The sequence below is a fragment of the Leptospira semungkisensis genome (genome assembly GCF_004770055.1).
Classification (GTDB): Bacteria; Spirochaetota; Leptospiria; order Leptospirales; family Leptospiraceae; genus Leptospira_B; species Leptospira_B semungkisensis.
This window is the reverse complement of record NZ_RQEP01000010.1, coordinates 349,166-374,867: the sequence shown is the minus strand read 5'-3', so window position 1 is coordinate 374,867 and position 25,702 is coordinate 349,166. Positions and strand designations below refer to the sequence as shown.

At 43.2% G+C, this 25,702-nt stretch carries 26 protein-coding genes; 12 read left to right on the top strand and 14 right to left on the bottom strand.

Annotated features, from left to right (window positions below; translation table 11 throughout):
• Positions 1–12: 12 nt before the first annotated feature.
• Positions 13–180 (top strand): hypothetical protein, encoded by a 168-nt coding sequence (locus tag EHO59_RS18185; protein WP_167882092.1) that lies wholly within the window; start codon positions 13–15, stop codon positions 178–180.
• A 56-nt stretch (positions 181–236) separates the two neighbouring features.
• Here the strand turns inward: EHO59_RS18185 and EHO59_RS09340 are convergent, their stop codons facing one another.
• From EHO59_RS09340 to EHO59_RS09330, 3 genes are all read right to left on the bottom strand, one after another.
• A complete protein-coding gene (locus EHO59_RS09340; protein ID WP_135587204.1) occupies positions 237–539 on the bottom strand; it encodes a HigA family addiction module antitoxin in 303 nt (100 codons plus the stop codon).
• Positions 540–547: 8 nt separating this feature from the next.
• Positions 548–829, bottom strand: a complete 282-nt coding sequence (locus EHO59_RS09335) for a type II toxin-antitoxin system RelE/ParE family toxin (RefSeq protein ID WP_135587202.1) — start codon at positions 827–829, stop codon at positions 548–550.
• 194 nt (positions 830–1,023) lie between these two features.
• Entirely contained in the window at positions 1,024–1,767 is a 744-nt protein-coding gene (locus EHO59_RS09330; RefSeq protein ID WP_425460225.1) for a tetratricopeptide repeat protein, read from the bottom strand.
• Between the two features lie 104 nt (positions 1,768–1,871).
• Between EHO59_RS09330 and ribH the strand changes: the two genes are divergently transcribed.
• Genes ribH through EHO59_RS09305 form a run of 5 tightly spaced genes read left to right on the top strand, consistent with a single transcriptional unit; the run spans position 1,872 to position 6,787 of the window.
• Complete coding sequence (gene ribH, locus EHO59_RS09325; protein ID WP_135587198.1) at positions 1,872–2,333, top strand: 6,7-dimethyl-8-ribityllumazine synthase; 462 nt, start codon at positions 1,872–1,874, stop codon at positions 2,331–2,333.
• A gap of 3 nt (positions 2,334–2,336) precedes the next feature.
• On the top strand, positions 2,337–2,804 hold the full coding sequence (gene nusB, locus EHO59_RS09320) for a transcription antitermination factor NusB (RefSeq protein WP_135587196.1): 468 nt from the start codon (positions 2,337–2,339) through the stop codon (positions 2,802–2,804).
• Positions 2,752–4,821 (top strand): tetratricopeptide repeat protein, encoded by a 2,070-nt coding sequence (locus EHO59_RS09315; RefSeq protein ID WP_167882091.1) that lies wholly within the window; start codon positions 2,752–2,754, stop codon positions 4,819–4,821. Before nusB ends, EHO59_RS09315 begins: the two co-directional genes overlap by 53 nt.
• Before the next feature lie 20 nt (positions 4,822–4,841).
• Positions 4,842–6,158, top strand: a complete 1,317-nt coding sequence (locus EHO59_RS09310; RefSeq protein ID WP_425460224.1) for a HEAT repeat domain-containing protein — start codon at positions 4,842–4,844, stop codon at positions 6,156–6,158.
• The gene (locus EHO59_RS09305; protein WP_246052782.1) at positions 6,050–6,787 is read left to right on the top strand and encodes a hypothetical protein; all 738 of its coding nucleotides are present in this window, start codon (positions 6,050–6,052) and stop codon (positions 6,785–6,787) included. Before EHO59_RS09310 ends, EHO59_RS09305 begins: the two co-directional genes overlap by 109 nt.
• A gap of 68 nt (positions 6,788–6,855) precedes the next feature.
• Here the strand turns inward: EHO59_RS09305 and EHO59_RS09300 are convergent, their stop codons facing one another.
• Positions 6,856–7,497 (bottom strand): hypothetical protein, encoded by a 642-nt coding sequence (locus tag EHO59_RS09300; protein ID WP_135587192.1) that lies wholly within the window; start codon positions 7,495–7,497, stop codon positions 6,856–6,858.
• Entirely contained in the window at positions 7,481–8,113 is a 633-nt protein-coding gene (locus EHO59_RS09295; RefSeq protein ID WP_135587190.1) for a J domain-containing protein, read from the bottom strand. The genes EHO59_RS09300 and EHO59_RS09295 overlap by 17 nt, the downstream gene beginning before the upstream one ends.
• 110 nt (positions 8,114–8,223) lie before the next feature.
• Here EHO59_RS09295 and miaB point away from each other — a divergent pair, with 110 nt between their 5' ends.
• From miaB to EHO59_RS09280, 3 genes are all read left to right on the top strand, one after another.
• On the top strand, positions 8,224–9,570 hold the full coding sequence (gene miaB / locus EHO59_RS09290; RefSeq protein ID WP_135587188.1) for a tRNA (N6-isopentenyl adenosine(37)-C2)-methylthiotransferase MiaB: 1,347 nt from the start codon (positions 8,224–8,226) through the stop codon (positions 9,568–9,570).
• Positions 9,571–11,352: an LptF/LptG family permease gene (locus EHO59_RS09285; protein ID WP_135587186.1), complete on the top strand. Its 1,782-nt coding sequence runs from the start codon at positions 9,571–9,573 to the stop codon at positions 11,350–11,352.
• A gap of 72 nt (positions 11,353–11,424) precedes the next feature.
• Positions 11,425–12,261: a hypothetical protein gene (locus EHO59_RS09280; RefSeq protein WP_135587183.1), complete on the top strand. Its 837-nt coding sequence runs from the start codon at positions 11,425–11,427 to the stop codon at positions 12,259–12,261.
• Between the two features lie 75 nt (positions 12,262–12,336).
• On the opposite strand, the gene EHO59_RS09275 is transcribed toward EHO59_RS09280, so the two are convergent.
• Positions 12,337–13,152, bottom strand: a complete 816-nt coding sequence (locus EHO59_RS09275; RefSeq protein WP_135587181.1) for an FcpA-related putative periplasmic flagellar protein — start codon at positions 13,150–13,152, stop codon at positions 12,337–12,339.
• A 93-nt stretch (positions 13,153–13,245) separates the two neighbouring features.
• Here EHO59_RS09275 and EHO59_RS09270 point away from each other — a divergent pair, with 93 nt between their 5' ends.
• Positions 13,246–13,692, top strand: a complete 447-nt coding sequence (locus EHO59_RS09270; protein WP_135587179.1) for a methylglyoxal synthase — start codon at positions 13,246–13,248, stop codon at positions 13,690–13,692.
• A 4-nt stretch (positions 13,693–13,696) separates the two neighbouring features.
• Here EHO59_RS09270 and EHO59_RS09265 read toward each other — a convergent pair whose 3' ends face one another.
• The 7 genes from EHO59_RS09265 to EHO59_RS09235 all read right to left on the bottom strand — a co-directional run bounded on the left by EHO59_RS09265 (position 13,697) and on the right by EHO59_RS09235 (position 22,558).
• Positions 13,697–14,083, bottom strand: coding sequence for a hypothetical protein (locus EHO59_RS09265; RefSeq protein ID WP_135587177.1), 387 nt, complete (start codon positions 14,081–14,083; stop codon positions 13,697–13,699).
• A gap of 8 nt (positions 14,084–14,091) precedes the next feature.
• Positions 14,092–16,497 (bottom strand): TonB-dependent receptor, encoded by a 2,406-nt coding sequence (locus tag EHO59_RS09260; RefSeq protein WP_135587175.1) that lies wholly within the window; start codon positions 16,495–16,497, stop codon positions 14,092–14,094.
• A 130-nt stretch (positions 16,498–16,627) separates the two neighbouring features.
• Positions 16,628–16,966, bottom strand: a complete 339-nt coding sequence (locus EHO59_RS09255) for a hypothetical protein (protein ID WP_135587173.1) — start codon at positions 16,964–16,966, stop codon at positions 16,628–16,630.
• Positions 16,967–17,189: 223 nt separating this feature from the next.
• Positions 17,190–19,190: a tetratricopeptide repeat protein gene (locus EHO59_RS09250; RefSeq protein WP_135587171.1), complete on the bottom strand. Its 2,001-nt coding sequence runs from the start codon at positions 19,188–19,190 to the stop codon at positions 17,190–17,192.
• Positions 19,187–21,226 (bottom strand): 6-bladed beta-propeller, encoded by a 2,040-nt coding sequence (locus tag EHO59_RS09245; RefSeq protein WP_135587169.1) that lies wholly within the window; start codon positions 21,224–21,226, stop codon positions 19,187–19,189. Before EHO59_RS09245 ends, EHO59_RS09250 begins: the two co-directional genes overlap by 4 nt.
• Positions 21,227–21,334: 108 nt before the next feature.
• Positions 21,335–21,574, bottom strand: a complete 240-nt coding sequence (locus tag EHO59_RS09240; RefSeq protein WP_135587167.1) for a hypothetical protein — start codon at positions 21,572–21,574, stop codon at positions 21,335–21,337.
• 57 nt (positions 21,575–21,631) lie between these two features.
• A complete protein-coding gene (locus EHO59_RS09235) occupies positions 21,632–22,558 on the bottom strand; it encodes a histone deacetylase family protein (protein ID WP_135587165.1) in 927 nt (308 codons plus the stop codon).
• A gap of 91 nt (positions 22,559–22,649) precedes the next feature.
• Between EHO59_RS09235 and EHO59_RS09230 the strand changes: the two genes are divergently transcribed.
• Both EHO59_RS09230 and EHO59_RS09225 read left to right on the top strand, forming a co-directional pair.
• Positions 22,650–23,789: a putative glycoside hydrolase gene (locus EHO59_RS09230; protein WP_135587163.1), complete on the top strand. Its 1,140-nt coding sequence runs from the start codon at positions 22,650–22,652 to the stop codon at positions 23,787–23,789.
• Positions 23,790–23,855: 66 nt separating this feature from the next.
• A complete protein-coding gene (locus EHO59_RS09225) occupies positions 23,856–24,479 on the top strand; it encodes a class I SAM-dependent methyltransferase (RefSeq protein WP_135587161.1) in 624 nt (207 codons plus the stop codon).
• Positions 24,480–24,547: 68 nt separating this feature from the next.
• Here EHO59_RS09225 and EHO59_RS09220 read toward each other — a convergent pair whose 3' ends face one another.
• A complete protein-coding gene (locus EHO59_RS09220) occupies positions 24,548–25,615 on the bottom strand; it encodes an NAD(P)H-dependent flavin oxidoreductase (protein ID WP_135587159.1) in 1,068 nt (355 codons plus the stop codon).
• Positions 25,616–25,702: the final 87 nt, after the last annotated feature.

Here is a 25,702-nt window from a genome sequence, read left to right as displayed (position 1 = left end):
AAACTAATAGAGATGGATGCCTCTGCCGAATACTTCCCCACTGGTCCTAAAAAACCGAATTCCCCCAAAGTAGTGAACCTAGGGTTCTATCGGATCAAGAAAACTCTTAGGGAAGAGGGCTTCGAAGTAGTAGAGAAAGCGGATGGCAAGATCACTCTAGTGCTTAGAGTGAAAGAATAAGTCCCACAAAGAAGCGATCTCAGGGTAAAAATCGCCGCTGGCCGGGTAAAACTCGTTTAGACTTTCTCGAGTTCTTTGTAATTCCTGATCTTTTTTAATTCTCCTGCTATCCTTTCACTTTCCACACGAACCTCGTACTCATCTTGGATTCCCATCCAGAATCCTACGGAATTTCCGAAAAACTTAGAGAAACGTAATGCAGTGTCCGCAGAAATCCCTCTTTTTCCGCGAATGATCTCGCTGATACGAGTGGGATTTAGATTCGTCTCCTTGGCTAAGCGATACGCAGTGATCTCCATCGGCAATAGAAACTCTTCGTTGAGGATCTCGCCTGGGTGAACGTTCGGGATTTTTTTCATATTGCCTCCTAATGATAATCCACAATTTCAACAAACGAAGCGATTCCCTCATCCCAAGTGAAGCAGATCCTCCATTGATTGTTGATACGAATACTGTATTGACCTTTTCTATTGCCTGAGAGTTTTTCCAAACGATTTGAAGGAGGTATCCTCAAGTCTTCAAACGTATGAGATCTGTCCAACATAACGAGTTTGCGATACGCTACTGATTGGATCCAAGGCGGAAACTTAGAAGAAAACTGCCTGTACCAGATCTTTTCCGTTTCTTTGCATTTAAAGAATAAGATCACTTTGATATTCCTGCCTTACAATAGTATTGTCAAGCGATAATATGCTGCTCGCTTGCTAAAGAGGTACAGGTAAGCGGAATTGTGGTTCTCGCGCTATTTTAGTGAAGTTTCTGAATTTGCTCCGGAAATTTGATTCCGCCAGTATGAGGAATGATCAGTTCCGTTATGCGGCTTTTGCCGATTTTGGAAGAAGTTTAATTCCCGCTTTCTTCTATTGTGGGAAGATCTTCTGAGAATTCTTTTGGCTCTTGTTTTTTAGGGATTAAACTTTCTTTGCAACTCTTGCGGATCAGATCGTCTATTCTACTTTTCTCTGGAGTGCGGGGAAGGATCCTCAAATAGATCCGATAATTGCGTATTGCTCCCGGACAATAGCCAGCTTTCAAATAAAGACTTCCGAGTAATCTTCTTGCTCCAGGATGAGAAGGTTCATGCTCTACGATCCGAGTTGCGAGTCGAACTGCTTTGTCCGGATTTGAGTTCATATTCTTCTTGGATTCTTCCCAATTCTTAGTGAGCTCATCTTCGTACAATCGATAGAGATCATCATTCCCCATCTCAAATACTTTGAATACAATAGTATCTTGCGCTCCACTTTTGCAGAGCCCATACCAAATGTCTTCTTGGCTGTCCGTGAGTTTATTCCCTCGAATTCCTACGAGTTCGCTTCCATCTAAACAGCCTGCCATCTTATATATGTCTCTCATGGCGGCGGGAGAAGCTGCGAGTAATACCCTAGATTGATTGGCAAAGGAGGCTATATCATCCTCCGGCATCGCGTCTTCAGGATTGACTGTGTTTGGAAAATCACTGAAGATCCTAAGCTTGATAGAAGATTCTAAAACCCAATCCGGAAGATTTAGGGTTTTTACGAAATCATCTTTGGGTTTCCAGAAAGAGCGCAGGGTTTCGCAGGATGTGGCGCTCATTCCCGCCATGAATAGCAGAAGGAATACGCAGATTTTGGGCAGGTGTGCTTCTTTTACGGTTGCCACTCAGGGTAACTTGTGTTTTCTCGATATTAGAAGCAACAAGGAAACAGATGCCTCAAGAGTTGAAAGCCAAGCTGGACGGAAAGGGACAAAAGCATTGCATTGTCGTTTCTCGTTTTAATGAATTTATAGTAGAAAGCCTATTAAAAGGCGCCCTAGACGGTCTTTATGCGACCGGCGTGGAAGATAAGGATATCACTGTAGTCCGCATTCCCGGAGCCTACGAACTTCCAGTAGTAGTATCTAAGGCAGCAGCCAGTAAAAAATTCGATTCTATCATTTGCCTAGGTGCTGTGATCAGAGGAGCCACTGCTCATTTTGATTTCGTAGCGGGAGAGTCTGCAAAGGTGGGTTCCATCGGAGTGCAATATTCCGTTCCCGTAATCTTCGGAGTTCTGACCACGGACACAATCGAACAAGCAATCGAAAGAGCCGGAACCAAGGCTGGGAATAAGGGATACGAATCCGCTTTGACCGCTGTTGAAATGGCGAATTTGCTTACTCTTCTCTAGTCTATGTCTTCTTCTTCCAGAAGGAAGTCCCGTGAAATCGCCCTCATGGCATTATATCAGTTGGAGTTGGTGAATCCGGCTCTCTCAGACGTACTTAAGTTCCGTTGGTACGACAAAAAAATCGAAACTGAGGAAAGGGATTTCGCCATTTCCATTATAAATGGGGTTGTGAAAAACGCGGAGACAATCGATACTCTTATCAAGAAGTACTCGAGGAACTGGGATTTCTCCCGGATATCCCCGGTGAACAAATGCATTCTTCGTTTGTCCATCTACGGGTTATTGCACTCTAAGGAAATTCCTCCCAGGGTCACGATCGACGAGGCAGTCGAGTTGACCAAGGAGTTCGAAAGTGAGAATTCGGTTCCGTTCATAAACGGGGTTCTAGATTCAGTGCTTCAGTACGAGACGAACCGACATGGAAAACCCGATCCGCAAGAACCGAATCTTCCTGGAGACGGAAGAACCTAAACCTTCTTATTATCACGGAGACGAACCGGAAGAGTTTCGCTCTAAAAGAAATTATAATCCGCTGGCCCTTGTCTGGGGAATCGTCATTACGGTTCTTCTTCTACTTTTAGGCTTCGGCATCTGGTATTTTTACAACAAGAGTAAGAGTCCTGATTTCTCGGGGGAATATTCCGGAGGAAAGGTTCCTCTTATGCCTAAAGGCGATATCAGTCGCGAATTAGAAAGGCATTATCTTCCGAACGGCACGAACAATCCTCTTCTTACCAAATGCGTGAATTTGTTTAAGGAGAATTATACAAAGCAGGCATTCGATTATTGTTCCGAATTTCTAACCGGACCCGCCACAGACCAGGAAAAGTCACTAGCCCTTACGGTTCTGGGAGTCATCTACGATCAGTCAGGTAGATTTCCCCAAGCGATAGACGCTTTGCAGAAGGCCATTCTTAGAGATCCCAAAAACGTATACGCTTATTATAATTTAACTTTAGCTTATAAACATAATAATCAATTCTCCGACGCTCGAAGCACTGCGATGAAGGCAAAAGAGATAGCTCCCGACGATCCAAAGATTTCTCTGATGGTAGGAAATCTTTTTAATGAGATCAATGATCCTGACGCTGCGATCGATGCATACAAGCAAGGATTGACTTCTGCACCTGACGATCCATATCTCACATACAATCTTGCTGTAAGTTATTTTAAGAAAGGAGAGATCCCTCAGGCAGAAGAGCAGTTCAAGTTAGTCGTTCTTCGTGCTCGTGGAGGAAAGCTCGCGGCTCTTTCTAATTCTTATTTGGGGAATATAGCCTACAATCGAGGGGATTACGTTGCCTCTGAACATTATTTCAGAGAAGCGGCAGTGCTTTCTCCGAATGACGCAAAGGCTCTTTACAATCTTTCTATCGTTTTGAAGAAGAACGGTAAGATTGAAGAATCCTTAAAATACCTGGAGCTTGCAAAACAAACAGGTGCGAACGATCCGGAATTATTCAGGTCCATTGCAGAAGGTTTCGAGCAGCTCAACCAAGGAGAGCAGTCCATTGATGCTCTTCAGAAAGGTTTAAAATACAATCCGAATAATTTGGATCTTCTCTTTCAGCTTGCGGAAACCTATTATAATCGAGGTGATCTTCTCGCTGCGGAAGAAACCTATAGAAGGATTGTGGACTCCACTCCTGGAGACAGTTTTACTGAGACGGCATTATTGAATCTAGGTGTGGTCCTGGACCAGATGGAAAGATATGGAGAAGCTATCACATATCTGAATCGAGTCTTGGATCTAAATCCAAAGAATGCAAAGGCATATTATAATATAGGCTTGGTGTATAAGCATACAGGCAATGGAACACAAGCGATCGAGAATTTCCGCAAGGCATCGTATTTGGATCCGAATGATCTCAAATCTAAGGAAGCTTTGGGAGATTATTATCTGGAGAATAAATTCTACAGAGAAGCCATCGAAGAATATACGATTCTATTTAAACAAAAGAACGATTACTATAAGGTCGCTCTCAAGCTTGCAGAAGCATATATGGGAAGCGGTGAATCTTCAAGCGCGGAGAAGATACTTCTTCAAGTATTGAACCAATCCCGTAACTCGGGAGAGATCAAGCAGGCTCATAAGAAGTTAGCTCTTCTATATAATAAATCCAAGGACCCGGATCTAAAGAACAGAGCTAAGGATGAAGCGTATCGTTCTGCTCACATGGATCCAGAAGACTATGAAGGGAGATTGGTACTCTCCAAGATCCTATTGGATTCGAATTCAGTCTTAGATAGAGAGAAGGCAATCGAGGAATTGACTGCTATCGTTCGATCGGAAGTAAAACCTAAGACTGCCTCTACCGCCTACAATTATCTGGGAGTGGCCTTTTATAAGAATGGAGAGTTCAAAAAGGCAGTCCGATCCTTCCAAAATGCAATAGACTTAGATCCCTCAAATACGGAAGCTTACGATAATAAACGTGCTGCTTCCGCTGCACTGGAGGATTCCTCCAAGAGGGACGGTCTTTTCTGAAAAGAAACCTATTCTTTTGCATTCTCTTATTCGTTGTTTCTATTTTCTGCCAAAGCGTTTTTGCAGAAGAGCAGAAAGACGTTTTTAAGGAAGCAGTTCTTTCTAAAGGTCGTTCCCAAGCGAGAAGCATCTCTGAGATCAGATCCAAGAGCCGATTGGATCTTGTAAAAGAACTTCCTAAGATTGCTTCCGATCTTGAAGCAAGAGAAGATAGTATCTTCGCGATCTTATCCTTATACTCTGAATTGGAAGATCTGGACTCTTTGGCTCCTACCTGGGCTCAGGAATTGGATTCTACATTTAAAAATACGAAGAATGTAGAGATACAAAGAAGGGTCTTAGAGCTTGCGGACAAGAGAAAGGAAAAGAGACTTATTTATGCAGTCATAGCGGGTCTCACTCATACTGATTTTGAAGTCAGGCAATTCGCATATAGATACGTGCAGGCAATTAAAGATGACAGAGCGATGCCCCATGTTTTGGATCTGGCAATTTCTACCAATCCTGTATACAGAGAATATTTTTTAGAGGCTTCTATCTGGATCAAGGACGAGAGAGTCCAGAACCTGATCAACAAATTCTCTGCGGACGATAGTCCGGCACTCCGTAGAAAATTTTTTCTTGTATTAAATAAAAATAATATTCCTGATAATCGTGGCCAGATCCAGAAGATGGCTACCTCCGATCCTGATGAAGATGTTCGGATCCACGGAATGGAGATCTTAAAGAATAGAAAGAGCAGGCAATACATTAGCTTATTCTATAAGGGAATTACTGAATCGAATCCGGATCTAAGAAAGATAAGCACAGAGGCTCTTTTCTCTCTTGGAGATAAGCAAGGTGCCAAGGCAGTTTCTGAGCAATTGGCAAAGGAGACTGTTCCTGGTCTAAAAGCGAGACTTATCGATCTTCTCTTGGAATTAGGAGCGCACGGGGGAGGCCAAGGACTTCTCACTGTTCTGGATGGAGACAAGGATCCAGGACTTCGTTCTAGATCTGCGGAGGCCATGGGAAAATTAGGTTTTAATCCTGGAACAAGTGAGCTCAAACGAATCTTCGAGAAAGAAAAAGTAAACGAAGTCAAGCTTTCCGTATTGAGAGCCCTTGGCGAACTAAAGGACAAGACTTCCGTGCCGGCACTGATCTCTTATGCTAGCAATAATAAGAAGGAGAATTTGGCTCTTCGTTTACAGGCTGTTGATACAGTGAGAGTGATCGGAGATCCTGAATGTCTGCCATCTTTATTCGATGCGTATGTATTCGAAAAAACGATAGAAGTGAAGTTAGAAATGGAGAAGGCGATGAGAGAGATCCTTCTGATAAAGGTTGCGCACTGATCAGATCTATTTTAGTCCTTCTACTCTTTCTTCTGTCCTGTAGATTCGGGCCGAACCAAGCGTTTGTCCGCACTGGGGTTTCCTCTTGGGATAAAAAACAAGGCACACCCGAACCATTTGAACTTAGACATGCCGCTTTCGAAGTAAAGGCATGGGAGATCCGTGGAGAAAGACTGAAGCAGGTCTTAGAAGATCCCAACAATAATAGCATTCCCGGAAAAGAGAAGAAGAGTATCCTCGATCCTGCCTTGGGTTGGAAGCCGGGAGATAAGAGAGTATTTCTCATCCAGATCCGATCCAACTATTTGGAAAGGCCTATCGACAAGGTAGGAGAGATCGGAGTTCGCCTGGAACAATGCGATGCGAACGATAAATTAGAATATCCTTATACATACTATGTGTTTCCGACCCAATTCGGAGGAGATAAGGACAGAGTCTCCAAATACAAACAAGAACATTCCAAAAGCTCTTCTCCGTTGGTGAGTAAGGATCAAAGCGCGTATGAAGAAGAATCCAGAAATATTCTGGCGACATTTAAAAATTCTTGTTTTAGAGAAGGAAGAAACACTTTAGAAGTGCAGATACTGGATCTGGAATTTTATACGTATCGGTTTTTCTTCGAGTATTAGACTCGAAAATTAAGTTTATTACGTTTTGTAGATAGTCGGCTTGTCCTAGTCCCGATTCTATTCGCTTATCAAACGTATTTTTCTAAATACTCTTTTCCTTTCAAGTGGCTCGGATATAGAATCGGAAAATCAACACCTGTGCGTTTGCGTCTTCTTCTATACGCCTTGCTAGAGTCTGTATAAACTTCGTACTCTGATTCTACTCGGAACAGTAGTTTTTCCCAAAATAGAAAATGATTGTCTATGAATTCTTGGCGTATGTCTTGCGAAAGAGCAGTAAGAGGACATTTTTTGATGAATTCATGCATGAACACTAATCCTACTAAAACTCCTCTCGTATCCAAATACGGTTCCAGAGGAAAAGTCCTGCAACTAATAGAGCGATTTTCCCGTTCGCAATGTGCGACTCCCTTACATTCGCAAAACGTAATCTTTCTGTGATCGTATTCTGCGAAATCTTTCTTCTCCTCTCTTGTCATGGGAATATATGCCTTCCAAAGATCGGTTCTCTTCGAAAGCATTTCGTATTCGGATTTGTATAGAGCAGGCAATGCATTGTCCGCTTGACAGCAGACAGGAATCCCTCCGTTAGAAGGAGCACAAAGGCTTCCGCAATTGTATTCGGTGACTTCTTCTTGCAAAAGAGAATAGTAATATTCTATCTCGTCTTCTGTAAGCGCCTTGGGATCTGATTTAGGGATCTTCTTCATTCAGTTCGGTTTCTCTTTTTTTCTCTCTTATGCGAAGGGTTCTTTCTAAATAGGAGATCCTAAATAGAAGATAGCCCGTTCCCATGAAGCCTGCGGAGACTAAGAGTCCCCATCTACGATAGAAAAGGTCTATGGATGCGGGGAGCCAACTGTTTTTCTGCAAGACTACAAAAACTAAGGAAGAGATCACAAGGATGGAAAAGCAGGTGAGTATGAAGTAGATAGTGGCTCTAAAGGTCCAAAGCTTATCTTCTCTCTCATGCTTTAACATTAAGAATTGTTTGTACAGTCTTTCGTATTCTTTAGGGGTAGAGATCTTTTGGATTTCGAAGTACTGTTCGAATTCTGCAGGAACTCCTTCTGGATCAGGGAGCACCAACTCATAGTCCAGGGATGCGTCGTAACGTTTGCGCCTGACAGGATCAGAAAGATGGTAATAGGCCTCGGCTCCTTCTCTCAATTCAGAATCCTTCCACGGAACCCAAGAATGCTCTTTTACTCTTTCAATATAGAGCTTGAAAGCTTCTTCTACGGATTCAAAGGAAGCGTCTCTAGGCAATCCTAAGACTCCGTAATAATCCGTCTTACGGCTGATTCCTGTAGCTGATCGATTCATCGTTTCCAAGCGAGAAATTCCGATTATCTCCCTAAGCTTGCGGAGAAGGAAACGTTTTTTTAGGCTTTCGAGCGGGTTGACAGGGTCTTTCCCCGCCGAAAACTCGTCTTATGAGCGTGCTTGAAGTAGAGAAAAAAGCAGGAAGGGTCTATATAGAGACTTATGGCTGCCAGATGAATGAATACGATTCCGGGATCGTGTCCAGTTTAATGCAAGGCGCTCAGTTTGAGACGGTTACCGATCCTGAAAATTCGGATGTTATCTTTTTAAATACCTGCGCGATCCGTGAGAATGCTCACGCTAAGATCTATGGGCGCCTCCAAAGCCTTGGTTATCTTAAAAAAAGAAATCCGGATCTGGTCATAGGCGTTCTAGGTTGCATGGCCCAAAACTTGGGAGACGACTTGTTTCACCAAGAACTTCCTTTGGACCTGGTGGTTGGTCCGGATAATTATAGGACCCTTCCTGAACTCATACAAAAGATCCGCACTGGCAAGCAGCCTGTTTCCTTGACCCGTCTTTCTAAGATAGAAACGTACGACGAGATCGAACCTAGGGTCATTAACGGGATCCAAGCATTCGTGACCATCATGAGAGGTTGCAATAATTTCTGCACCTTCTGCGTGGTTCCTTATACGAGAGGAAGGGAAAGAAGCAGAGATCCTCAATCCATCGTGAGAGAGACCCAAGATCTGGTCGCACAAGGGATCAAGCAACTCACGCTTCTTGGACAGAATGTGAATTCTTACCAAGCGGAAGGAACAGACTTCGCTGGACTAGTTCGTATGCTTCTAGAAGAAACAGAGATCGAAAGGATCCGTTTCACTTCTCCGCATCCGAAAGATTTTCCATTGCATCTCTTGGAATTGATGGCGGAGAATCCTAGATTCTGTCCGAATATCCATCTTCCTCTTCAGTCTGGAAACACAAAGGTGCTCGCGGACATGAAGAGAAACTATTCCAAGGAAGAATTCTTGGAAGTAGTCCAAAGAATTAAGACGATCGTGCCTAACGTGGGACTGACCACCGATATTATCGTAGGATTTCCGGGAGAAACAGAAGAAGAGTTCGAAGATACTTTGGACATGGTCCGCAAAGTAGGCTTTGATATGGCATTCATGTTCAAGTATTCCGAGAGAGAAGGTACAATCGCTCAGAAAAGATATCCGGACGATGTTCCTGAAGAAGTGAAAGGAGAAAGGCTCACTCGCTTAGTGGATTTGCAAACTGCAATCTCTTTGGAACAGAATCAATCCAGGATTGGAAAAACCTTCTCCATATTGGTCGAGAATATTTCTAAGAAATCATCTAAGGAAGCTAGCGGTCGTACTACCTGCGGTAGAATGACAGTCTTTCCTATTCCCGAAGGTAAAAATATAGAGTCCTTGATCGGGACCACTCTCTCTGTGAAAATCAAATCAGCTACCAGCGCCACTCTGAAAGGAGAGGTGGTCTGAGTGAAAAAAGTCTCCTCCCGCTCGGGAGGAAGTTCTTCTCCTCGTAAGAAAACTTCCGCCACAGTCCATAAAGCGGACACCACAGGCTTCGGTTTAGAAGCCGAAGGAAAGGTAGAAGTAGGAAAAGATCTACGTTCCGTACGAGTTCATAGTGTGGAGGACCTTCCTCCAGGTTTCTATGTTCATACGGACAGAGAACGTTTTTGGAGAATCATTCCCATATTGGATCGTTATATTCTCTCCGAGATCGTTCCTCCATTCATCGTTGCTCTTCTATTCTTTACTACAGTGTATATGGCGATCGCATTGCAGAAGATGGTGGGGCTTTTTGTGGGAAAGGGCGTGGATCCGTTCCGACTCATCGATTATTTCGGTTATTTACTGGGGAATATTCTTCCTACCACGATGCCGATGGCTTGCTTGATGAGTGGTCTTATGGCAGCAGGTCGATTGTCTGGGGATTCGGAGATTACAGCCATTCGTTCGGCTGGAATTGGATTCTCTCGTATCTATGTGGTTTTTATTTCTTTCGGAATCTTCTTAGCAGGAGTCGTCTGTTATCTCTGCTTTTATCTTTCACCTATCAATACCAGAAAGATGACCGAGTTCAATAAATGGATCGTGGCGTATAACCCTCTTCTCGCATTAACTCCTGGACAATTTGCTGGAGACAAGGTGCAGAACGCAGGCTCGGAGAAGGCAATTGCGATGTACACCGAGGGTGTGAACGCGAAGACCGGAGAACTTTCCGGAGTCCAGATCCGAGAGTGGTCAGTTTTTATTCCCCAAAACCAGGATCCTCTTATGCTTTCCATTGGAGGAGCGAATCGCCAGATCCAATTGGGTGAATCTTATATCACTCAGATCATTTCTGCTCGAAAGGGAACGTTAGTCGAAAAAGTGACCTCGAGCGGAGACTATGAAAAGTCCATCCGATTAAAGGACGCATGGATCCTGGAATGGGATCGAGTAAAGCACGAGTTCTCGATCGGAGACCTGAGAAAAGGGGAGATGGACTATAATATTCCCAAATCAGATCACAAGAAGAGTTTAGAGATCGATGTGGATCCAGCTTCCTTCACTCTACCTGCGCTTATCCAGATCCGGGACAATATTGAAAAAGGAAAGTTAGAGGAAATTCCAGGTCTGGAAATCCTAAAAGAGATGGGGGTCTCCACAGAAGGAGAAGGGAATCTCAAACAAAGATTAGTAAAATTGCAATTGGATCTGGCAATTGCCCTCGCAGATCCTAAGCTTTCCGACGCGGAGAAGACTCAAAGAGTCACTGTCGTTATGCAGCTATCTACTCTATTGAACGAGGCGAAAAAAAGACTCTCTCAGTTCAATGTGGAGATTCAAAGGCGATTTGCCATTCCAGTTTCTTGTATTATTTTTTCTTTAGTCTCCTTACCACTGGGACTGGTCGTAAAGAGATCCGGAAAGGGCATGAGCTTTACCATGGCGGTGGTTTTGATCATTCTTTATTGGGCGCTTTTCACCTTCGGGTCCAATGTTTCGGATAGTTCCAAGGTTCCGGTATGGCTCGGTCCATGGTTGGGGAATATTGCGATCGCTGCGGTGAGTTCCGTCGTTATGTTAAAGCGCACGGACATGCGATTCCCTCCGGCGGTGGTAAATTTCTTTCAGACCCTGGCTAAGTTTTTTTCTCCAGTGGGGGCGTTCTTCTCTCGCATCCTTCTCCCGATTTCGCCCCTAAAAACGAAATTGACAGAGGGAATCAAAAAATTATCCTTATGGAGAAATCGGACTAATAAGAACTGATTCCCGTCCTAAGGGGTCAGGCTTTAGTTTTCGGCGCATTTCTTTCCGCGTCGAGTAAGGGGGAAGTCGGCTTTGAAAACCGCAAATATTTGGCATATCACTTCTGGAGCTGAATTCCCCGTTCATATATGGAAGCATCCCCGCATTAATATCGAGTTACGCAAGGTTCAGTTAAAGGATTACAGATCCATAGAGCTGGACCCTCAAGATATCAACGTATTTTATATCAATACTCATCTGAAAGAATGGTCCGAGATCAAAGAGGATTTCTTAAAGAGATTCGAACTTCATCCTTTTGTGGCCCTTACCATTATCTCTTCCCCTGATGCGGAAGAGATTTACAGTAAACTTTCCCCAAAAGGAAAAACAGAAGTTTTAGAGAACCCGGTACAAGCTAGAACTCTCCGGATTATATTGGACAGGGTCATTCAAACCGAGTTTTTCAAGATGGTCGCTAACGAGATAGGCAATAGCTGTCTCGCTAATGTCGGATTCTTTGAAGGTGTCTTCCAGCTTGCGAATAAAGAATACAAGGATGCGCAGAAGGCAAACGCTGCGTTACATGCAATTCTCGAATTCGAAGCCAAGATCAAGAAGAATAATGAAGATATCAATAAGGCGATTGATCGAGTCAACGAGCTCAAGAACCAAGAATTGCTTACGCTGCATGAGCGCCTGAAAGTTTCAGAGATCATTGATAATCTTAAGACCATGGAATTGAAACATGCTCTTGAACTTAGAAAGGCGACTGAAAGAGCATTGGAATATTCCAGCATCGAAGAGATCGAGATGAAGAATATTTTAGAAGCTCAGACAAAGCTATTCGAATACACCGAGCAGGAAATCAAAGAATTGGTGGAAGAGAATAAGAGACTTCGCAAAGAGCTAGGACTTCCAGAAAGCACCTAATCTTTCTTTGATGGGTTTGGTTTGCAAACCTTCAACTATTCCGTTTATCTAACAGACTACTCGAGCTTGTTAGATCTATTCTTTAGCTAGTAATTCCAAAACCTTTTTGAATTCATAGGAATTCCTACCGTATGCTTTCTCCGCATACAAGATCCCATGCTTCTTCTTTCTGGCCTGGTAGTATTCCATTCCTTCTGGGCTTTTCGATTTTTTGGCACCCAAATACAATCTTTCATAGCAATGAGTAAGAATACGATGAGGTTCCGCTTCGTCATTGAATTTGGGATCTAAGGAGATGTACTTCTCCAAGAACTCGGCAGACTGATTGAAGTTTTGGAGAGCGTATTGGTGCTTTATAAATTCTCTATATACACCCGCTCTCAATTCTAAGAAAGATTCTGATTTTCTAATTCTAGGATTTGCGATCTTGTCCAGATTTTTGATCGCAAGAGCAAGTTGTCGAATGGATTCTAATCTAGCCTTAGTGATCTCTCTGGCAAAGACTCGTTCTGCATTTTCAAGTCTGGTCTTTCTCTGCCATTCGAATCTTTCTGATTCTGGGTTCTTTGACTCTTCCTTCTCTCTTTTATGTTTTACGTTATCTGAAACTAATTTGAATCCATCCATCGCTCTGGACAAATATTCTTCGGTTTGCTGTAAGGATTGCTTGGAATTGTCTTCGGAAAAATCTCCCAGAAGATCTAAGTCCTTAAACTCCAAAGGGTTATCACTCCAAGGTCCTTCTTTTGCTGATTCAGGGATCAAGACCTCGAGTTTCTTAGGTCTGTCATGAGGATCTTCCTGAGAGATTAAAGAAGTAAAGAAGAAGGTTAGAAATACGAAGAGGACAAAAACACTTCTATAGAAATGGAAAGACCCTTTGGGCTTCATCAACACTAGATTCTAGAATGGTGGATCTCAGATAAACCATAAAAATGGTTTCAGAAAGAGAGGCCTCAAAGGAATTTGATGTAGGAGCAGATCATGCAAAGCCCGGAAGTCCCTAAAACGAAACGAATCGTTTTAATCGCTCACGACAATAAGAAAGAGGATTTGGTGGAATGGGTGCAATTGCATAAAGAAGCTCTTGCGAAACATCATCTCTATGGGACCGGAACTACCGGAAAGATCGTGCATGAAAGAACTGGTCTTCCTGTGCATAGATTTCTTTCCGGACCACTCGGCGGAGACCAGCAGATCGGAGGAAAGATCGTAGACGGAGAGATAGATGTTTTGATCTTCTTTTGGGATCCGCTTACTGCTCAGCCTCATGATCCGGATGTGAAGGCATTGCTCCGGATTGCAGTCTTATATAATATCCCTATCGCGAATAATCGTAGGTCCGCAGATTATCTGATCTCTTCGGATCTTCTGGAATCTTCTTACAGAAGGACAACCATCGATTACAATACGGGACTTCCGATTTATTAAGATCTTATTGTCCTTCTTGCGTAAATGCTGCTCTGTACGCGTCCGGAGGACAAGTCAGATAGGTGCAAGAATACGCGTTTGCCGAAACCTTTGCCCAAACTCCCAATTGAGTTAGCTGGGAACAAGAGATCTTATAGGAATTTGATTTTCCTCCTCCAGAAGGAATCCCCGCGCAAGAAAATACAGGAATGTCTTGGTAGCAGGAACAGCTTCCTTGAAACGCTTGGGTATTACTGCAATACACGCAATCCGATCTTACATTCCCATCCGTCACCATGGAAAGAAGGGATTGTTGTTGGTATGCCTTCTTTTCCTTTTCAGTCACAGGATCCGTGCCGCAGGACCAGATCCAAAATGGAATGATGAATAATATTATAAATTTAAAATGCATAATTTTCCTCAATTCGCTATCAAGGTGAACGGAATGGTCATCTTGAAGGTTATATTCATGCCTGGGTTCAAGGCATAGTCCTTATACCTGCTTAAATTGCTTACGTAAGCTTTATCAAAAATATTTAATACAGCCACATCGAAGGTGGCAGATTCATTCCCATTTGTAAGGCCTGGGACCTCTCCTCCGAATCCTATATCATAGAGATTATAACCGTGGGTGGGAGTTTCCAACTTATCTACTTTGTATTGAGCCTGTACAAAGGTCCCATTTACGGAAAAATACGGATTTTTGATACCGAAGAGCTGGTTCCGAGTGAATCGAAGGCCGAGTCTTCCTCGGTTCGGAGTCATTCTAGGAAGATATTTATTTTTGAGATCGGTATAAATGGATGTTATATCCGTTCCAGCAGGATTTAGGAATGCTTCAGGTGGAATATTCTTTTGGATGGTTGCCCTCAATATATCTATTCCTCCGGTTACGATGAGCCAAGAAGAAGCTTGGGCCTGAAAGCTGAATTCTCCTCCTTGCAGGGTTGCCGCGTCTTGTCTATACCGGTAAATAGGAAGTCCTGAATTCGGATCGAATGCACCTGCACTCACCGAATAAATATAATTGTCTATCTTGTTCCTGAATACGCTTAACTCCGCTTGAAATCTATCATTAGCAAAACGTAAAGAAGTATCATAATTGAGAGAAGTTTCCGGTCTAAGTCCTGTTTTTCCGATTTCGAATCTTCCGCTTCCTTCATGCACTCCGTCTGCGAATAATTCGAAAGGAGTGGGGGCCCGGAATCCTTTTCCTGCGTTTACCGCTAAAGAAAAGTCCTTTGCAAATCTCCAGACCGTTCCTAAAGTTCCGGTGCTCGCAGAAAAATTTCTGGTCTGTTGGGCCGTCCCTAGATCGGAGTTTGCCTTTACATCCATGCTTCTTTTATCCGAACGGGCACCAGCTGAAAAGGAGAAGTCTCCGACCTTCCATTCTTCAAAGAGAAAGAATCCTATATTGTTTAGGCTGTAGCCAGGGATCAATGGCTCGGTCCCAATCGTATTACTTTTTTGTTGCATGCCGGAAACACCTAAAGTTCCCTTTAAGCCCTTCCATTCCTTATGATGAACTTTTACGTCCGCAGTAGTTGTATCCAGACTTAAATTCAAACCTTGTTTGTAATCGTACTTGGTTACCTGGTACACGGAGGCCAGTTTTGTATATGTATCTGCAGTTGGATCGAGCAAAGTGTCTTTGATTGGAAGAAGTTTATTCTTATCTTCTATTTCTCTACGATTGTTTCTCTGATACGCTGCATCCAATTCGACATTTACTAAGGGAAGAATGAAGAATGCATGAGCATGAGTCTTTTGATGCAATACTGCTTGGTAGGCTGTAGATCCAGGAGATTCATTCGGATTATCATACAGATCCTGTTCTTGGTATCTTTGAAAGGAATCCACGTAAAAATTTCCCCAAGAACCGTCTGTCCCAATAGAAGCATTCACGTTACGCTCTTTGAGTCCAGTATTCGGAAGAGTTCCGTTCGGAGTGGTGATCCTTCCCGCCTTCCTTGCATCCGTTTCAACTCTGTATCCTATATTCGAGTCCTTATTATACCCGAAGAGAGAGATCGCTCCAGCATCTTGCTTATTGTTGGAAAAACTATTGGTAGAAATTGTCCCTCCAAGAGCGGGGGCTCCGTCTTTTGCCGTCGGAGCTTTTGTGCGAATGACATTGATCACACCTCCTAATGCATCAGAACCATACAATACGGAGGCTGGACCTCTGACAATTTCCATCTTATCAACGTTAAACGTATCTAGATCTACAGTATGATCGTCTCCGAACTGTTGCTCTTCTTGTCTGACTCCATCCGTCATGACTAATACTCTTTGACCCGTTAAGCCTCGGATCACAGGCTTGGCAGTTCCCGCACCCGTAGTCATCGTGGAGGTTCCCGGAGTATTCTCGAGAGCAGACATGATATTCTGTCCCTTCTGTCTTTCTAGTTGTCTTCCTTCTAAAACGGTTGTGGGTTGAGGAGTGGATAGAAAGTCGGAAGCAGCAGACTTGGCTGTGATATTAATCGCATTTCCTTCTAATAGAGAAGGTTTTAGGATGATATCCAGATTTTTGTCTCCATCCTTCAGTTCCAATCTTTCCGTTTTAGGTTGGAAATTCGGAGCGGTCGCCACTACAGTATATGGTCCCGGAGCTAAGTGTTGGAACTCGAAGCTGCCGTCGTTTCCTGCTCTTGCTGTGAATTTATTCTCTACGATGAACAGTCTTGCTCCGGAGACCGGTTTTCCTTCTCCGTCTTTGACACTTCCCCTTAGATTCACATCCAAGGAGAAGATCTCCGAACAGGGAAGAAATGCGGATACAAGCGCCGCAGCTATATTAAATTTATAGAATGATTTCATTTTTTCCTTTTGAGAAAACTTTTTGCCGATTAGAGAATCCTCTTTGAACTGGAAAGGATCTCATACGAGACAGATCCAAGATCGGAATGAGAAGGCTCATTGCAGATTTAGATCGAGTATGGTTTTTTCTTTAGGAAAGGGTAGGAGGGCCGCGTTCTGAAGAGGCTTTGGATTTTGGATTTTCTATATTATAAAAATAGAATGCATTGGATCTTTCTTCAAACAACTCAGGAGAAGAGTGAGTAATAGGTTCCGGATTTCGATCTGAAGAAAGATGAGTGTAATCGCAAGCGAAGCAATTCCCGGAGATCTGAGCTAAATGTTTGGAGAAGATTCCTTTTTCGGAATATTCTTTAGATGAATGCGTGTGACCGCTAGTGAATAAAATGGCTCCCAAGAATACGGAAAGGGCAAGCAGGGAAACGGTAAGATTCCTTCTTCTCAGCTTTTCGGTTCTTTGTGGGAACATATTGTCAATAATGAGAAATCGTTATTGATAAGGCAAGTAGAAAACGGAAAATTGATAAGAGTTCCCACAGAGAAGTTCGAGCAGAAATTACGTTGAGAAATCAGCCAATTTGTGAAAATGAGGAGGAAGAGAAAATTTCCGCCGCTCCGCTCCAGCCCCCACCCAAGAGGGCGGGGTCAAACAAAGTCCGTACTGAACTTAAATTCCGATAATTATCGTAAGATCAATTCTTGGAAGGGGCTTCGGTTTTCTTCCAATACGCCTTGTTGCCAACGGCAATATTTCGAAGAAGAGAGTCCGTATTCTTAGGGGTGACCTTAGCAGTATAAAGATCGGCTTCAGTAACGGTGCCTTCCCCAATCAAGTTTGCTGAGTTGAAGAAATAGACTGTCGTACCTTTTACGAGACCATCTACAGTTCCTGCGTTCACGATCACTGAGTCCGCTTTTACTCTATGCACTTTTCCGCTGGACGGAATGAGAGAAATGAGTTTGTCTCTGGTCCTAAGCGCGGCTTCTGCGAGAGCATCTCTTCCTTTCGCATAGATCCTGAACTTGCCGAGGATCTTTTCTTCCTTATGATCTCTTAGGCTCCATTCCATGCGAAGAGTATCGCCTATAAAGCTGATCTTACCACTTGCAACAAAACGAATACTTTCTCCTCTCTGGTTCTTGATCGAGGAGTAATTTTTTTCCGTCTTATGAATGGCTCCGGAATAAGGCTCTATATCTAAAGAGTCTATCTTGCGATCCGGATCAATATTCCGAATTCTTGGATCAATACTTAGAAAATGACGGATGATTTTACCGACTAATGCGGGTGTATCGCTATGCTTAGGAAGGAATTCTTCGTCTTCTGGATCGAATACTAAAAGTTCAGGCGGAGTTCTGCCGTAATCTTCTTGGATGCCAAACTCACCGATCTTGACGAGACCTTCTCTATAACTCAGAGTAGTTTTGAATCCATCCAAGTTATTTTCGACGGAGTATCCGTATTTCTTATTGTCAGGAAATTTATCTCTCAGCTGCAGAAGAAGATTGAAGTAGTTCGGGAACATTCCTCTTCTTTTATATTCTTCTAATGTTAAAACTAAGATCTCTGGACGATTTGGAAGAAGCTCTTTCGCACGGATCAAATGATACCAAGCCAGATCGTAGAGAAAGCTGTTTCGATTCGATCTAAATCTTTGTAGTCTATATTCTCCCAGAGTTCTGCGCAAAGAATTTCCTTCCGGAAGATTCTCTATAGAATATAATTCCGCTCTATTTCTCGCAATCGGATCTATATCATCCAAAGAGATCAGCTTTTCCAGATCGCCTCTCGCTTCTCGCGAAGCAGGATCCTTTCTTAATCTTGCGTAAGATCTTAAATATAGATATTCTGTGGATGTGGGGAATAGAACGAGAAGTCGATTCAAATATTCTTCCGCCTCTGGATAGCGGCCAAAGTATACTCGAGTTTTTGCAAGTAGTTTGAGAGATTCCTCTTCGTTCGGATGTAAGGAGACGGATCTTTCGAATTTTTCTGCGGCTTCGGCTATCTTCGAATCCCTTTTGTTTCCTTGGGATTTCTCCGCCCATAAGAGTAGGAATTTTCCCGATTCTAAAAAGATGCCAGGGTCGTCGGAGGATTCAGACTCGAGTTGGTTACGAAGTGCAGCTGCCTTGGAGAAATTTCCGTCGAAAGCGGCAACCTTCGCTTCTAACATTCTAATTTCTTTATTCTTAGGAATGCGAGAAAATGCGGAATGGAATTCGTAGCTCGCCTTTTGGATCTTGCCGGAAGCAAGTTGCACTTCTATATAGATCGGAAAAAGATCGATATCATATTTATCTTCTTCTAAAAACGGCTTAAGAATAGTAAATGCTTCTTCGTATCTTCCCAGTTTTGCAAGTGTAGAAGCCTTCTCTCTGATTGCCTTTTTATTCTTTGGCTCTAACTCTAAAACCTTGTCCAGAGACTGGAGTGCTTCTTTTTCCTTATGCAACTTTAAAGCGGCCTCGGAAAGTCCCATACGGGAACGAACCGAAAGTGGATTTAGATTCACCGCTTCTCGAAAGGAATCATAAGCCAAAGGATAGTTTCGAGAAGAAAGGGCCGCTTCTCCTTCCTTGATCCAATCTATCGTTTGCTTAGAGAATAAAGAAGAAGACAATGCGATGCTAATAAGCGCGATTGAAACCCAGGCAAAGGTCCTTTTTGGTGTAGAGTAAAAACGAATCATGGAGAGAAGAACCCGGTCTCAGCCTTTCCATTAGAGTTTCTGAATATTGCTTCGACCACTACAGGAACGTAGACATCTCCTCCCTCGGAATTGATCCTGCTCTTAAAGGAGAGTAGGTATCTTCTGTCCTTTTTCGCATCGATCCAGGATCTTAGATTCTTTTCCGTTCCTCCTGCGGGAATGGTGAGGAATTTTCCTCCTGTCTTTTCTGCGATCTCCTTGTAGACGGAAACCGATTCTCCGTTTTCTCCCAAGCATAAGAAGTAGATGGGAATATCATGAGCGACCGCGAAACGAATGATCTTAGTAGGGGAGAACTGAGTGAATGCTGCCTTGGAATCTTTGCCGGAAACAACTGCGATTACCGCCCTTGGTCCGAGGCTATCCAATAGATCCGTTATGCCCTTTTGTAGAGATTTTCCGATCTGAGAATCTTCTTCCGGAACAAAGGAACGGATCGCTTTCAGTATATCATACATGCTTTTTCCGAAAGGATAAGCAGTTTGAGTATCTCTTCCTGAACGGAGCAATTGGATCTTATCGTCTACTCGGATCTCGGATAGAAACGGTTTTAGGGCCTTCTCTATTGTAGGATACGATTCCGAAACCAGACTGGAGTTTTCTGCAACGATAGATACACTGATCCGATTATTGAACTTCTTCATATCAGTGAGTCCTATGAGAGGGGCGAGGTTGTCCATCTCATACACTCTGAATGAATTTCGGGGAATGGCCTTAACCGGAACACCGTGCCTATCTTTCGCATGAACTACCAAGGAAATATCAGGATAATCGGAATGGATCACTCTTTCTACGATTAGATCTAAGTTGGAAGACAATTGTCCTTTAGGAGCGAATGCTTCTATTCTATGACGATTGAAATCGGCAACAAACATGGAGCCTGTATAATCGAATGCTACTGAAAAGGATTGGTCGAAATTGCGGACAGTATTTTTGGAGTCTCTAAAATTCTCAAAAGAGGACCAGGTCTTTGCGATGGAGTCATACGCGAATAGTCCTGCAGCTTCATCCGCGACAAAGATCTTATTCTCACGGATCGAAATATTTCTAGGTTTCTTAAAAGAAGAATTAGTAATTTCCTTCAGATAATTTCCTTCGCTATCGAATACGACGAGTCTATGATTTCCTCTATCGGCAACATAGATTTCTCCGCGATTATTTACCTTAATTCCAGCAGGTTGCTTTAAAACTCCGACGCCGATTTCTTGGAGTAGTTCTCCTTCTCTCGAAAGCTTCTGGATCCTATTATTTCCCATGTCGGAGACATATAAGAATCCTTCTTTCGTGAAATAGAGACCGGAAGGTCCATGAAATTGTCCAGGCTCCTTGCCAGTGGATCCGAATCGATTGATGAATGTGCCTTTAGTGTCGAATTCATAGATCTTATCTCCAGCGTAGTCCGCGATAAAGATCGATTTGCCTCTGACGGAAATTCCGACAGGACCTTCCATATTCCTTCCGATTCCACCTTTGAAATTTTCGACTGGAAAGCCGTTCGCGTCGAACTTAACTACGTTTGCGGTATCGAAGCTCACTACATAAAGGTAGCCTTCTTCGTCCACTGCGAGATCCGCCGGATTGCGAAATCTAAAACGACGAAGGTCGTCGCCTAAAATCGATTTATAATATTCTAATGCTTCTTTTCTGTTTCCGCCACCTAAACGATATCTGAGTGCATCGAGGCGATTTTTTCGGATCAAATTTAGTTTATTAGAAGATTCTAATTGTTCCAACTCGGTTAGGCTTTCTTGCCAATCACCGCTGAGATAGTAAGTCTCTGAAAGAAAGAACTTTGGATGAACAAAATCCGGTTTGATAGAAAGGGAACGCAGGAAATTTTCCCTGGCCGCAGCGAATTCCCCTTTATTATAATAGGCAAGCCCGCGTTTGAAGAAGGTTCTCGCCTCCTTTTCTTTCAGGCCGAAGTTGGGAAGTGGCTCAGAGGAGGCGGACTGGGCAAGGATGCCCAAGAGTAAAAGGCAAAGAAAGAGTTTTGTTCGCGTACGTCTCCCCATTCTAAGCCTCTGGGTCGATTGAATTGGTTTAGAGACATAATTTCAACCTATTTTTGAAGGCTGAATCGAGGGGGGAAGGGTCAGGCAAACCTTAAAATCTAGCGGAATTTAGATTCCGCCACCCAGCCTGCGTTTTACGGAAAATCGTTCTTTTAGAGGATTAGATTGAGAGCCGTTTCCGGGAGAAAGCCAGGCTCGTTTCCAGTTCGAATGCCATTCGGACCATTCATTGCGAATGGACTGGTTTTGTTGGAGTTCTTCTTCCACTTCCCGGACTAGGCGGTCCAAAAGAATCACATAGTTTCTGAATCGCAGGGCGAGATCGGTTTGTGGAGAGAAGTCCTGCATAGTTTGAGTATCGGCCAACCAAGTTTATATAAGGCAATTTTTTGCGAGATTTTGGAATTATCCAGCGAGCACAGCGACATGTGCCTCTACACTATCTGCCAATGCGTCCAGGTCATAGCCGCCCTCTAAGAAGGAAATGATCTTGGAATCAGTCTGCTTGCATGCAGAAAGAACCAAGCGAGTGAATTCGGCAAAGGCATTCGTACTCAGATTCATTCCTGCAAGAGGATCTCTTTTGTGAGCATCGAAACCTGCGGAGATCAAAAGATAATCTGGGGAGAATTCCAGAATGGAAGGTAAAATCTTCTCTTGAAAAAAATGCAGATATTCTTTATCGCCGGAGCCCATAGCTAGAGGAATGTTCATCGTATAACCTTCTCCTTTGCCTCGACCCGTTTCGGAATAAGAGCCTGAGCCTGGATAATATGGATACTGATGAAGAGAAGTGAAGAAGACCCGATCGGAATCGTAAAAGATTTCCTGAGTCCCGTTGCCATGATGCACATCCCAATCTAAGATATAGATTCTTTGCGCGCCTTGGTTTAGAAGGTAATGCGCTGTGATCGCAATATTGTTCAACAAACAAAATCCCATTGCCTTGCCTGTTTCCGCATGATGGCCGGGAGGACGAACTAGAGCGAGTCCTCTGTCCAGTTCTCCTAATATCATTTTTTTTGCAAGTTCCACACCGCTGCCGGCGGCAAGCAGAGCCGCATCGAAACTCGATTCTGAAAAGGGAGTGTCTCCGTCGAAGCCTCCTCTTTTGCCTTGGATACTTAGAAATCTTTCTAGATGCCTTCTGCTATGAGCCGGTTCTATTAATTCGATAGGAAGGGAAGGCGGTTTGATCCAATGCAGATCCTTGAAGTAAGAGGCTTGATTCAATCGATTTAGGATAGACTCCAATCTTTGAGGAGATTCCGGATGAAAGGATCCGGTATCATGCAAAAGAAAGGTGTCGTCGTAAGCGTAACCAAGCTTCATTTTCCACTCCTGTTTTTTATAGGAAGTCTTACAAAGAGGACAAGAACTGAACCGTTCGATTCGATATTATAAGTAGACTTGGAGAAAGACAATGCGTAAACCGTTTTCCCTTCTGCCCATACTCATAGTGATCGCCTTTCCTGTTTGTGCCGAATTCACCATCCCTTTCCCGGAGAATTCTCGAAAAAGGGAAGTGCCTCCAAACGATCCGATCCGGGAAGAAAGACTCTCCCCTCGTGCCGTTTCTATCAAGGAGAAAGAGAAGAAGGAACCAAAATTAGCGTCTCGCAAAGTGACAGAAGAAGCTCCCAAAGAAAAGGAAGTTCCTCTTCCAAAAGTGCAAAGGCTTCGACCAAGAACTGGAAATCAAACGGCAGGTCCTCTTCCTCCCAAGTTTTATAGAGGATTGTATGTAAATAATTCAGTTATCGCTGATAAGTCCGGAAAAAAGTGGAAGGCACTCTTACAAGATGCATCCGATGCGGGGATTAATGTACTCGTTATCGATTTGCAACCGGTAACTCTTCCTTCTGCAGAAGTCAATAGGATCAAGGAGCTTGGATTTTATCCTGTAGGAAGATTGGTGAACTTCGAAGGAGGATTGAAAACCGAACTTCCCTCTGAAGAGAGAATGAATTCTATCCTGAACTATGTGAGAAAAGCCTGCGTTTCCGGATTTCCTGAAATCCAATTAGATTATATACGTTATGCGGACATTACGGATATCAAGCTTCCTCTCAAGCAAAAATATAAGAACATACTGAATGTGATCGATAAGATCCGAACCGAAGCAAATCAATGCGAGAAGTTGCCTTATTTAGGCGCGGATATATTCGGAAGAATTCCATTCAATAAAGACGACCAGATCGGACAAAAGATCGAAAACTTCGCGCAGTCAATCGATGTGATTTATCCGATGCTCTATCCTTCCCATTTTTATGGACAACCATCTAGGATCGCAAATCCGTACCAGACTATTTACGATGGGTTGTCTAATACAAAGAAAAGATCCTTATCTACTACGCGAGTCGTAGGCTGGATCCAGGGATTTACCATGTCCATAAAACCTTCCGGTAAATCTCTCAAAGATTATATCAAGGCACAGATCGAGGCAAGTGTGGATAGCGAAAGCAATGGCTTTGTAGTTTGGAATATCCAAAACCAGTATGACGAAACTTTCCGCGCAATACGCGAAACCGTAAAGGATGGGAAGCTGAAGATAGAAGATTGAATTTTTCAAATTGATTTTGCAAAGACACAGAGTAAATTTGTAACTCGATCTCCGCAAGAGGAAACAATGGACGACGCTTGGCTGAACAGATGGAATGAAAGATATAGCAAAGAAGAATTTGCCTTCGGAGAAGAGCCTAATCTTTTCTTAAAAGAGCAATTAGAAAAGCTTAAACCAGGAAAGATACTTTTTCCAGCTGAGGGAGAAGGAAGGAACGCAATCTTTGCTGCTAAACTAGGATGGGATGCGTTCGCCTTTGATATCAGTATCGAGGGTAAGAAAAAGGCAATGCGGCTTGCCGAAAAGAATCAAGTGCGCATAGATTATCAGGTTGGAGAACTGCAGACTCTGAATTTTAAGTCTGAACAATTTGATGCGATTGCATTGATCTATGCTCATTTTCCCGCAGAGATCAAATCCTCATACCACAAGACCTTGAACGGATTTTTACGCAAAGGCGGAATGATCTTATTTGAGGCATTTAGCAAGAAGCATTTGGAATATGTAATGAAGGATGAAAGGGTCGGCGGACCTCGCGAACTTCCGATGCTATTCTCTACCGAAGAGATCCAGGCTGATTTTCCTAATTACGAGATTATCGAGTTGGTTGAAAGAGAGATTGAATTGAGCGAAGGATTATATCACGTAGGAAAAGGTTCAGTGATACGATTCGTAGGTCGTAAGAATTGATCTTTCTTTGGGCAAGATCGAAGGTTTGATGGATCCGATTTAGTGTCTCGAAAAGGATTTGTTTCCCTTTACTCTTTCATTGCTGCATTCAGTTCATCGAATAATACCGAAACAAGTTCTCCCGCATTCATTTGTCTGATCTGAGCGACTCCTTGTCCTGCCCAAAGAGAGAGAAAGTCCGACATTCCTAGTTCTGCAGATTTTCTACGAATATCTCGAGTAAATGAATTCTGGGCCGGAAATGGAAGTATGGATCCTTGTCTTTCTTCCATTTCTTTCATGAATCGATTCTCTAAGCCTCTTGCGATGCGGCCAGAGAATACTCTGGTAGTCTTAGTATGTAAATTCCCTTTATCTAATAAAGCTTTTCGGTATGGCTTGGAAGTTCCTGCCTCTTCGCAAAGAAGGAATGCTGTTCCAAGTTGTGCGGCCTTTGCTCCAAGCCGAAGTGCTGCTGCGATCCCAGCACCGTCCATGATCCCGCCTGCCGCAATCACTGGGATCTTGAGATTGGTGGCAAGGAATCGTACGAGCGGAAAAAGACCGATCATAGAGTCTTCTGTTTTTGCTGAAAAAATCCCTCTATGTCCTCCCGCTTCTATTCCTTGTGCCACAAGCCAGTCTACTCCTCTTTCTTCGGCTAAGATGCCTTCTTCTAAGGTCGTAGCTGTTCCGCACGTTATGATATGGTTCTTCTTGCATTCGTTGATATAAGAACGATCCAAAAGTCCGAAGGTGAAACTGAAAACAGCAGGCTTCTCTTGTAGCATTGCTTCAAATTGTTTATCGAAATTTATGCTATAAGGAGGCTCTACTTTCGGAGAAGGGATCCCAAGTTCTTCTCTATACTTTTTTGTGGCGTCATGTGCCGAGTTTATTTGCTCGGATGTTAGAGCTGGATCTTCTGAAGGCACGAAAAGATTAACTGCAATCGGCTTAGAGGTTAAGGTCCTTGTCTTTTGTATGATTGTATGGATCTGCTCCGGAGTCTCGTAGGCAAGACCAAGTGAGCCGAGTCCTCCTGCATTCGAAACTGCAGCAATTAATTCAGGAGTGGAAGGACCACCAGCAAGAGGTGAGAGAATGAGCGGACCTTTTAGGCCAAGCGCTTCTAAGATTGGGTTTTTGGAACTCAAAGTAATTCTCCTAAGAAGAATCCGCAGATATTTGATCCTTCTATATGAAATGCTATTGACCAAAGTTATATGTATAATATATTTATA

What these genes read in the sequence shown, in the direction of transcription:
- EHO59_RS18185 (WP_167882092.1), top strand. Translation starts at nt 13, where the DNA reads ATGGATGCCTCTGCCGAATACTTCCCCACTGGTCCTAAAAAACCGAAT.
- EHO59_RS09340 (WP_135587204.1), bottom strand. Translation starts at nt 539, where the DNA reads ATGAAAAAAATCCCGAACGTTCACCCAGGCGAGATCCTCAACGAAGAG.
- EHO59_RS09330 (WP_425460225.1), bottom strand. Translation starts at nt 1,767, where the DNA reads ATGGCGGGAATGAGCGCCACATCCTGCGAAACCCTGCGCTCTTTCTGG.
- ribH (WP_135587198.1), top strand. Translation starts at nt 1,872, where the DNA reads ATGCCTCAAGAGTTGAAAGCCAAGCTGGACGGAAAGGGACAAAAGCAT.
- nusB (WP_135587196.1), top strand. Translation starts at nt 2,337, where the DNA reads ATGTCTTCTTCTTCCAGAAGGAAGTCCCGTGAAATCGCCCTCATGGCA.
- EHO59_RS09315 (WP_167882091.1), top strand. Translation starts at nt 2,752, where the DNA reads ATGGAAAACCCGATCCGCAAGAACCGAATCTTCCTGGAGACGGAAGAA.
- EHO59_RS09305 (WP_246052782.1), top strand. Translation starts at nt 6,050, where the DNA reads ATGTCTGCCATCTTTATTCGATGCGTATGTATTCGAAAAAACGATAGA.
- EHO59_RS09300 (WP_135587192.1), bottom strand. Translation starts at nt 7,497, where the DNA reads ATGAAGAAGATCCCTAAATCAGATCCCAAGGCGCTTACAGAAGACGAG.
- EHO59_RS09295 (WP_135587190.1), bottom strand. Translation starts at nt 8,113, where the DNA reads ATGAATCGATCAGCTACAGGAATCAGCCGTAAGACGGATTATTACGGA.
- miaB (WP_135587188.1), top strand. Translation starts at nt 8,224, where the DNA reads ATGAGCGTGCTTGAAGTAGAGAAAAAAGCAGGAAGGGTCTATATAGAG.
- EHO59_RS09275 (WP_135587181.1), bottom strand. Translation starts at nt 13,152, where the DNA reads ATGAAGCCCAAAGGGTCTTTCCATTTCTATAGAAGTGTTTTTGTCCTC.
- EHO59_RS09270 (WP_135587179.1), top strand. Translation starts at nt 13,246, where the DNA reads ATGCAAAGCCCGGAAGTCCCTAAAACGAAACGAATCGTTTTAATCGCT.
- EHO59_RS09265 (WP_135587177.1), bottom strand. Translation starts at nt 14,083, where the DNA reads ATGCATTTTAAATTTATAATATTATTCATCATTCCATTTTGGATCTGG.
- EHO59_RS09260 (WP_135587175.1), bottom strand. Translation starts at nt 16,497, where the DNA reads ATGAAATCATTCTATAAATTTAATATAGCTGCGGCGCTTGTATCCGCA.
- EHO59_RS09255 (WP_135587173.1), bottom strand. Translation starts at nt 16,966, where the DNA reads ATGTTCCCACAAAGAACCGAAAAGCTGAGAAGAAGGAATCTTACCGTT.
- EHO59_RS09250 (WP_135587171.1), bottom strand. Translation starts at nt 19,190, where the DNA reads ATGATTCGTTTTTACTCTACACCAAAAAGGACCTTTGCCTGGGTTTCA.
- EHO59_RS09245 (WP_135587169.1), bottom strand. Translation starts at nt 21,226, where the DNA reads ATGGGGAGACGTACGCGAACAAAACTCTTTCTTTGCCTTTTACTCTTG.
- EHO59_RS09240 (WP_135587167.1), bottom strand. Translation starts at nt 21,574, where the DNA reads ATGCAGGACTTCTCTCCACAAACCGATCTCGCCCTGCGATTCAGAAAC.
- EHO59_RS09235 (WP_135587165.1), bottom strand. Translation starts at nt 22,558, where the DNA reads ATGAAGCTTGGTTACGCTTACGACGACACCTTTCTTTTGCATGATACC.
- EHO59_RS09230 (WP_135587163.1), top strand. Translation starts at nt 22,650, where the DNA reads ATGCGTAAACCGTTTTCCCTTCTGCCCATACTCATAGTGATCGCCTTT.
- EHO59_RS09225 (WP_135587161.1), top strand. Translation starts at nt 23,856, where the DNA reads ATGGACGACGCTTGGCTGAACAGATGGAATGAAAGATATAGCAAAGAA.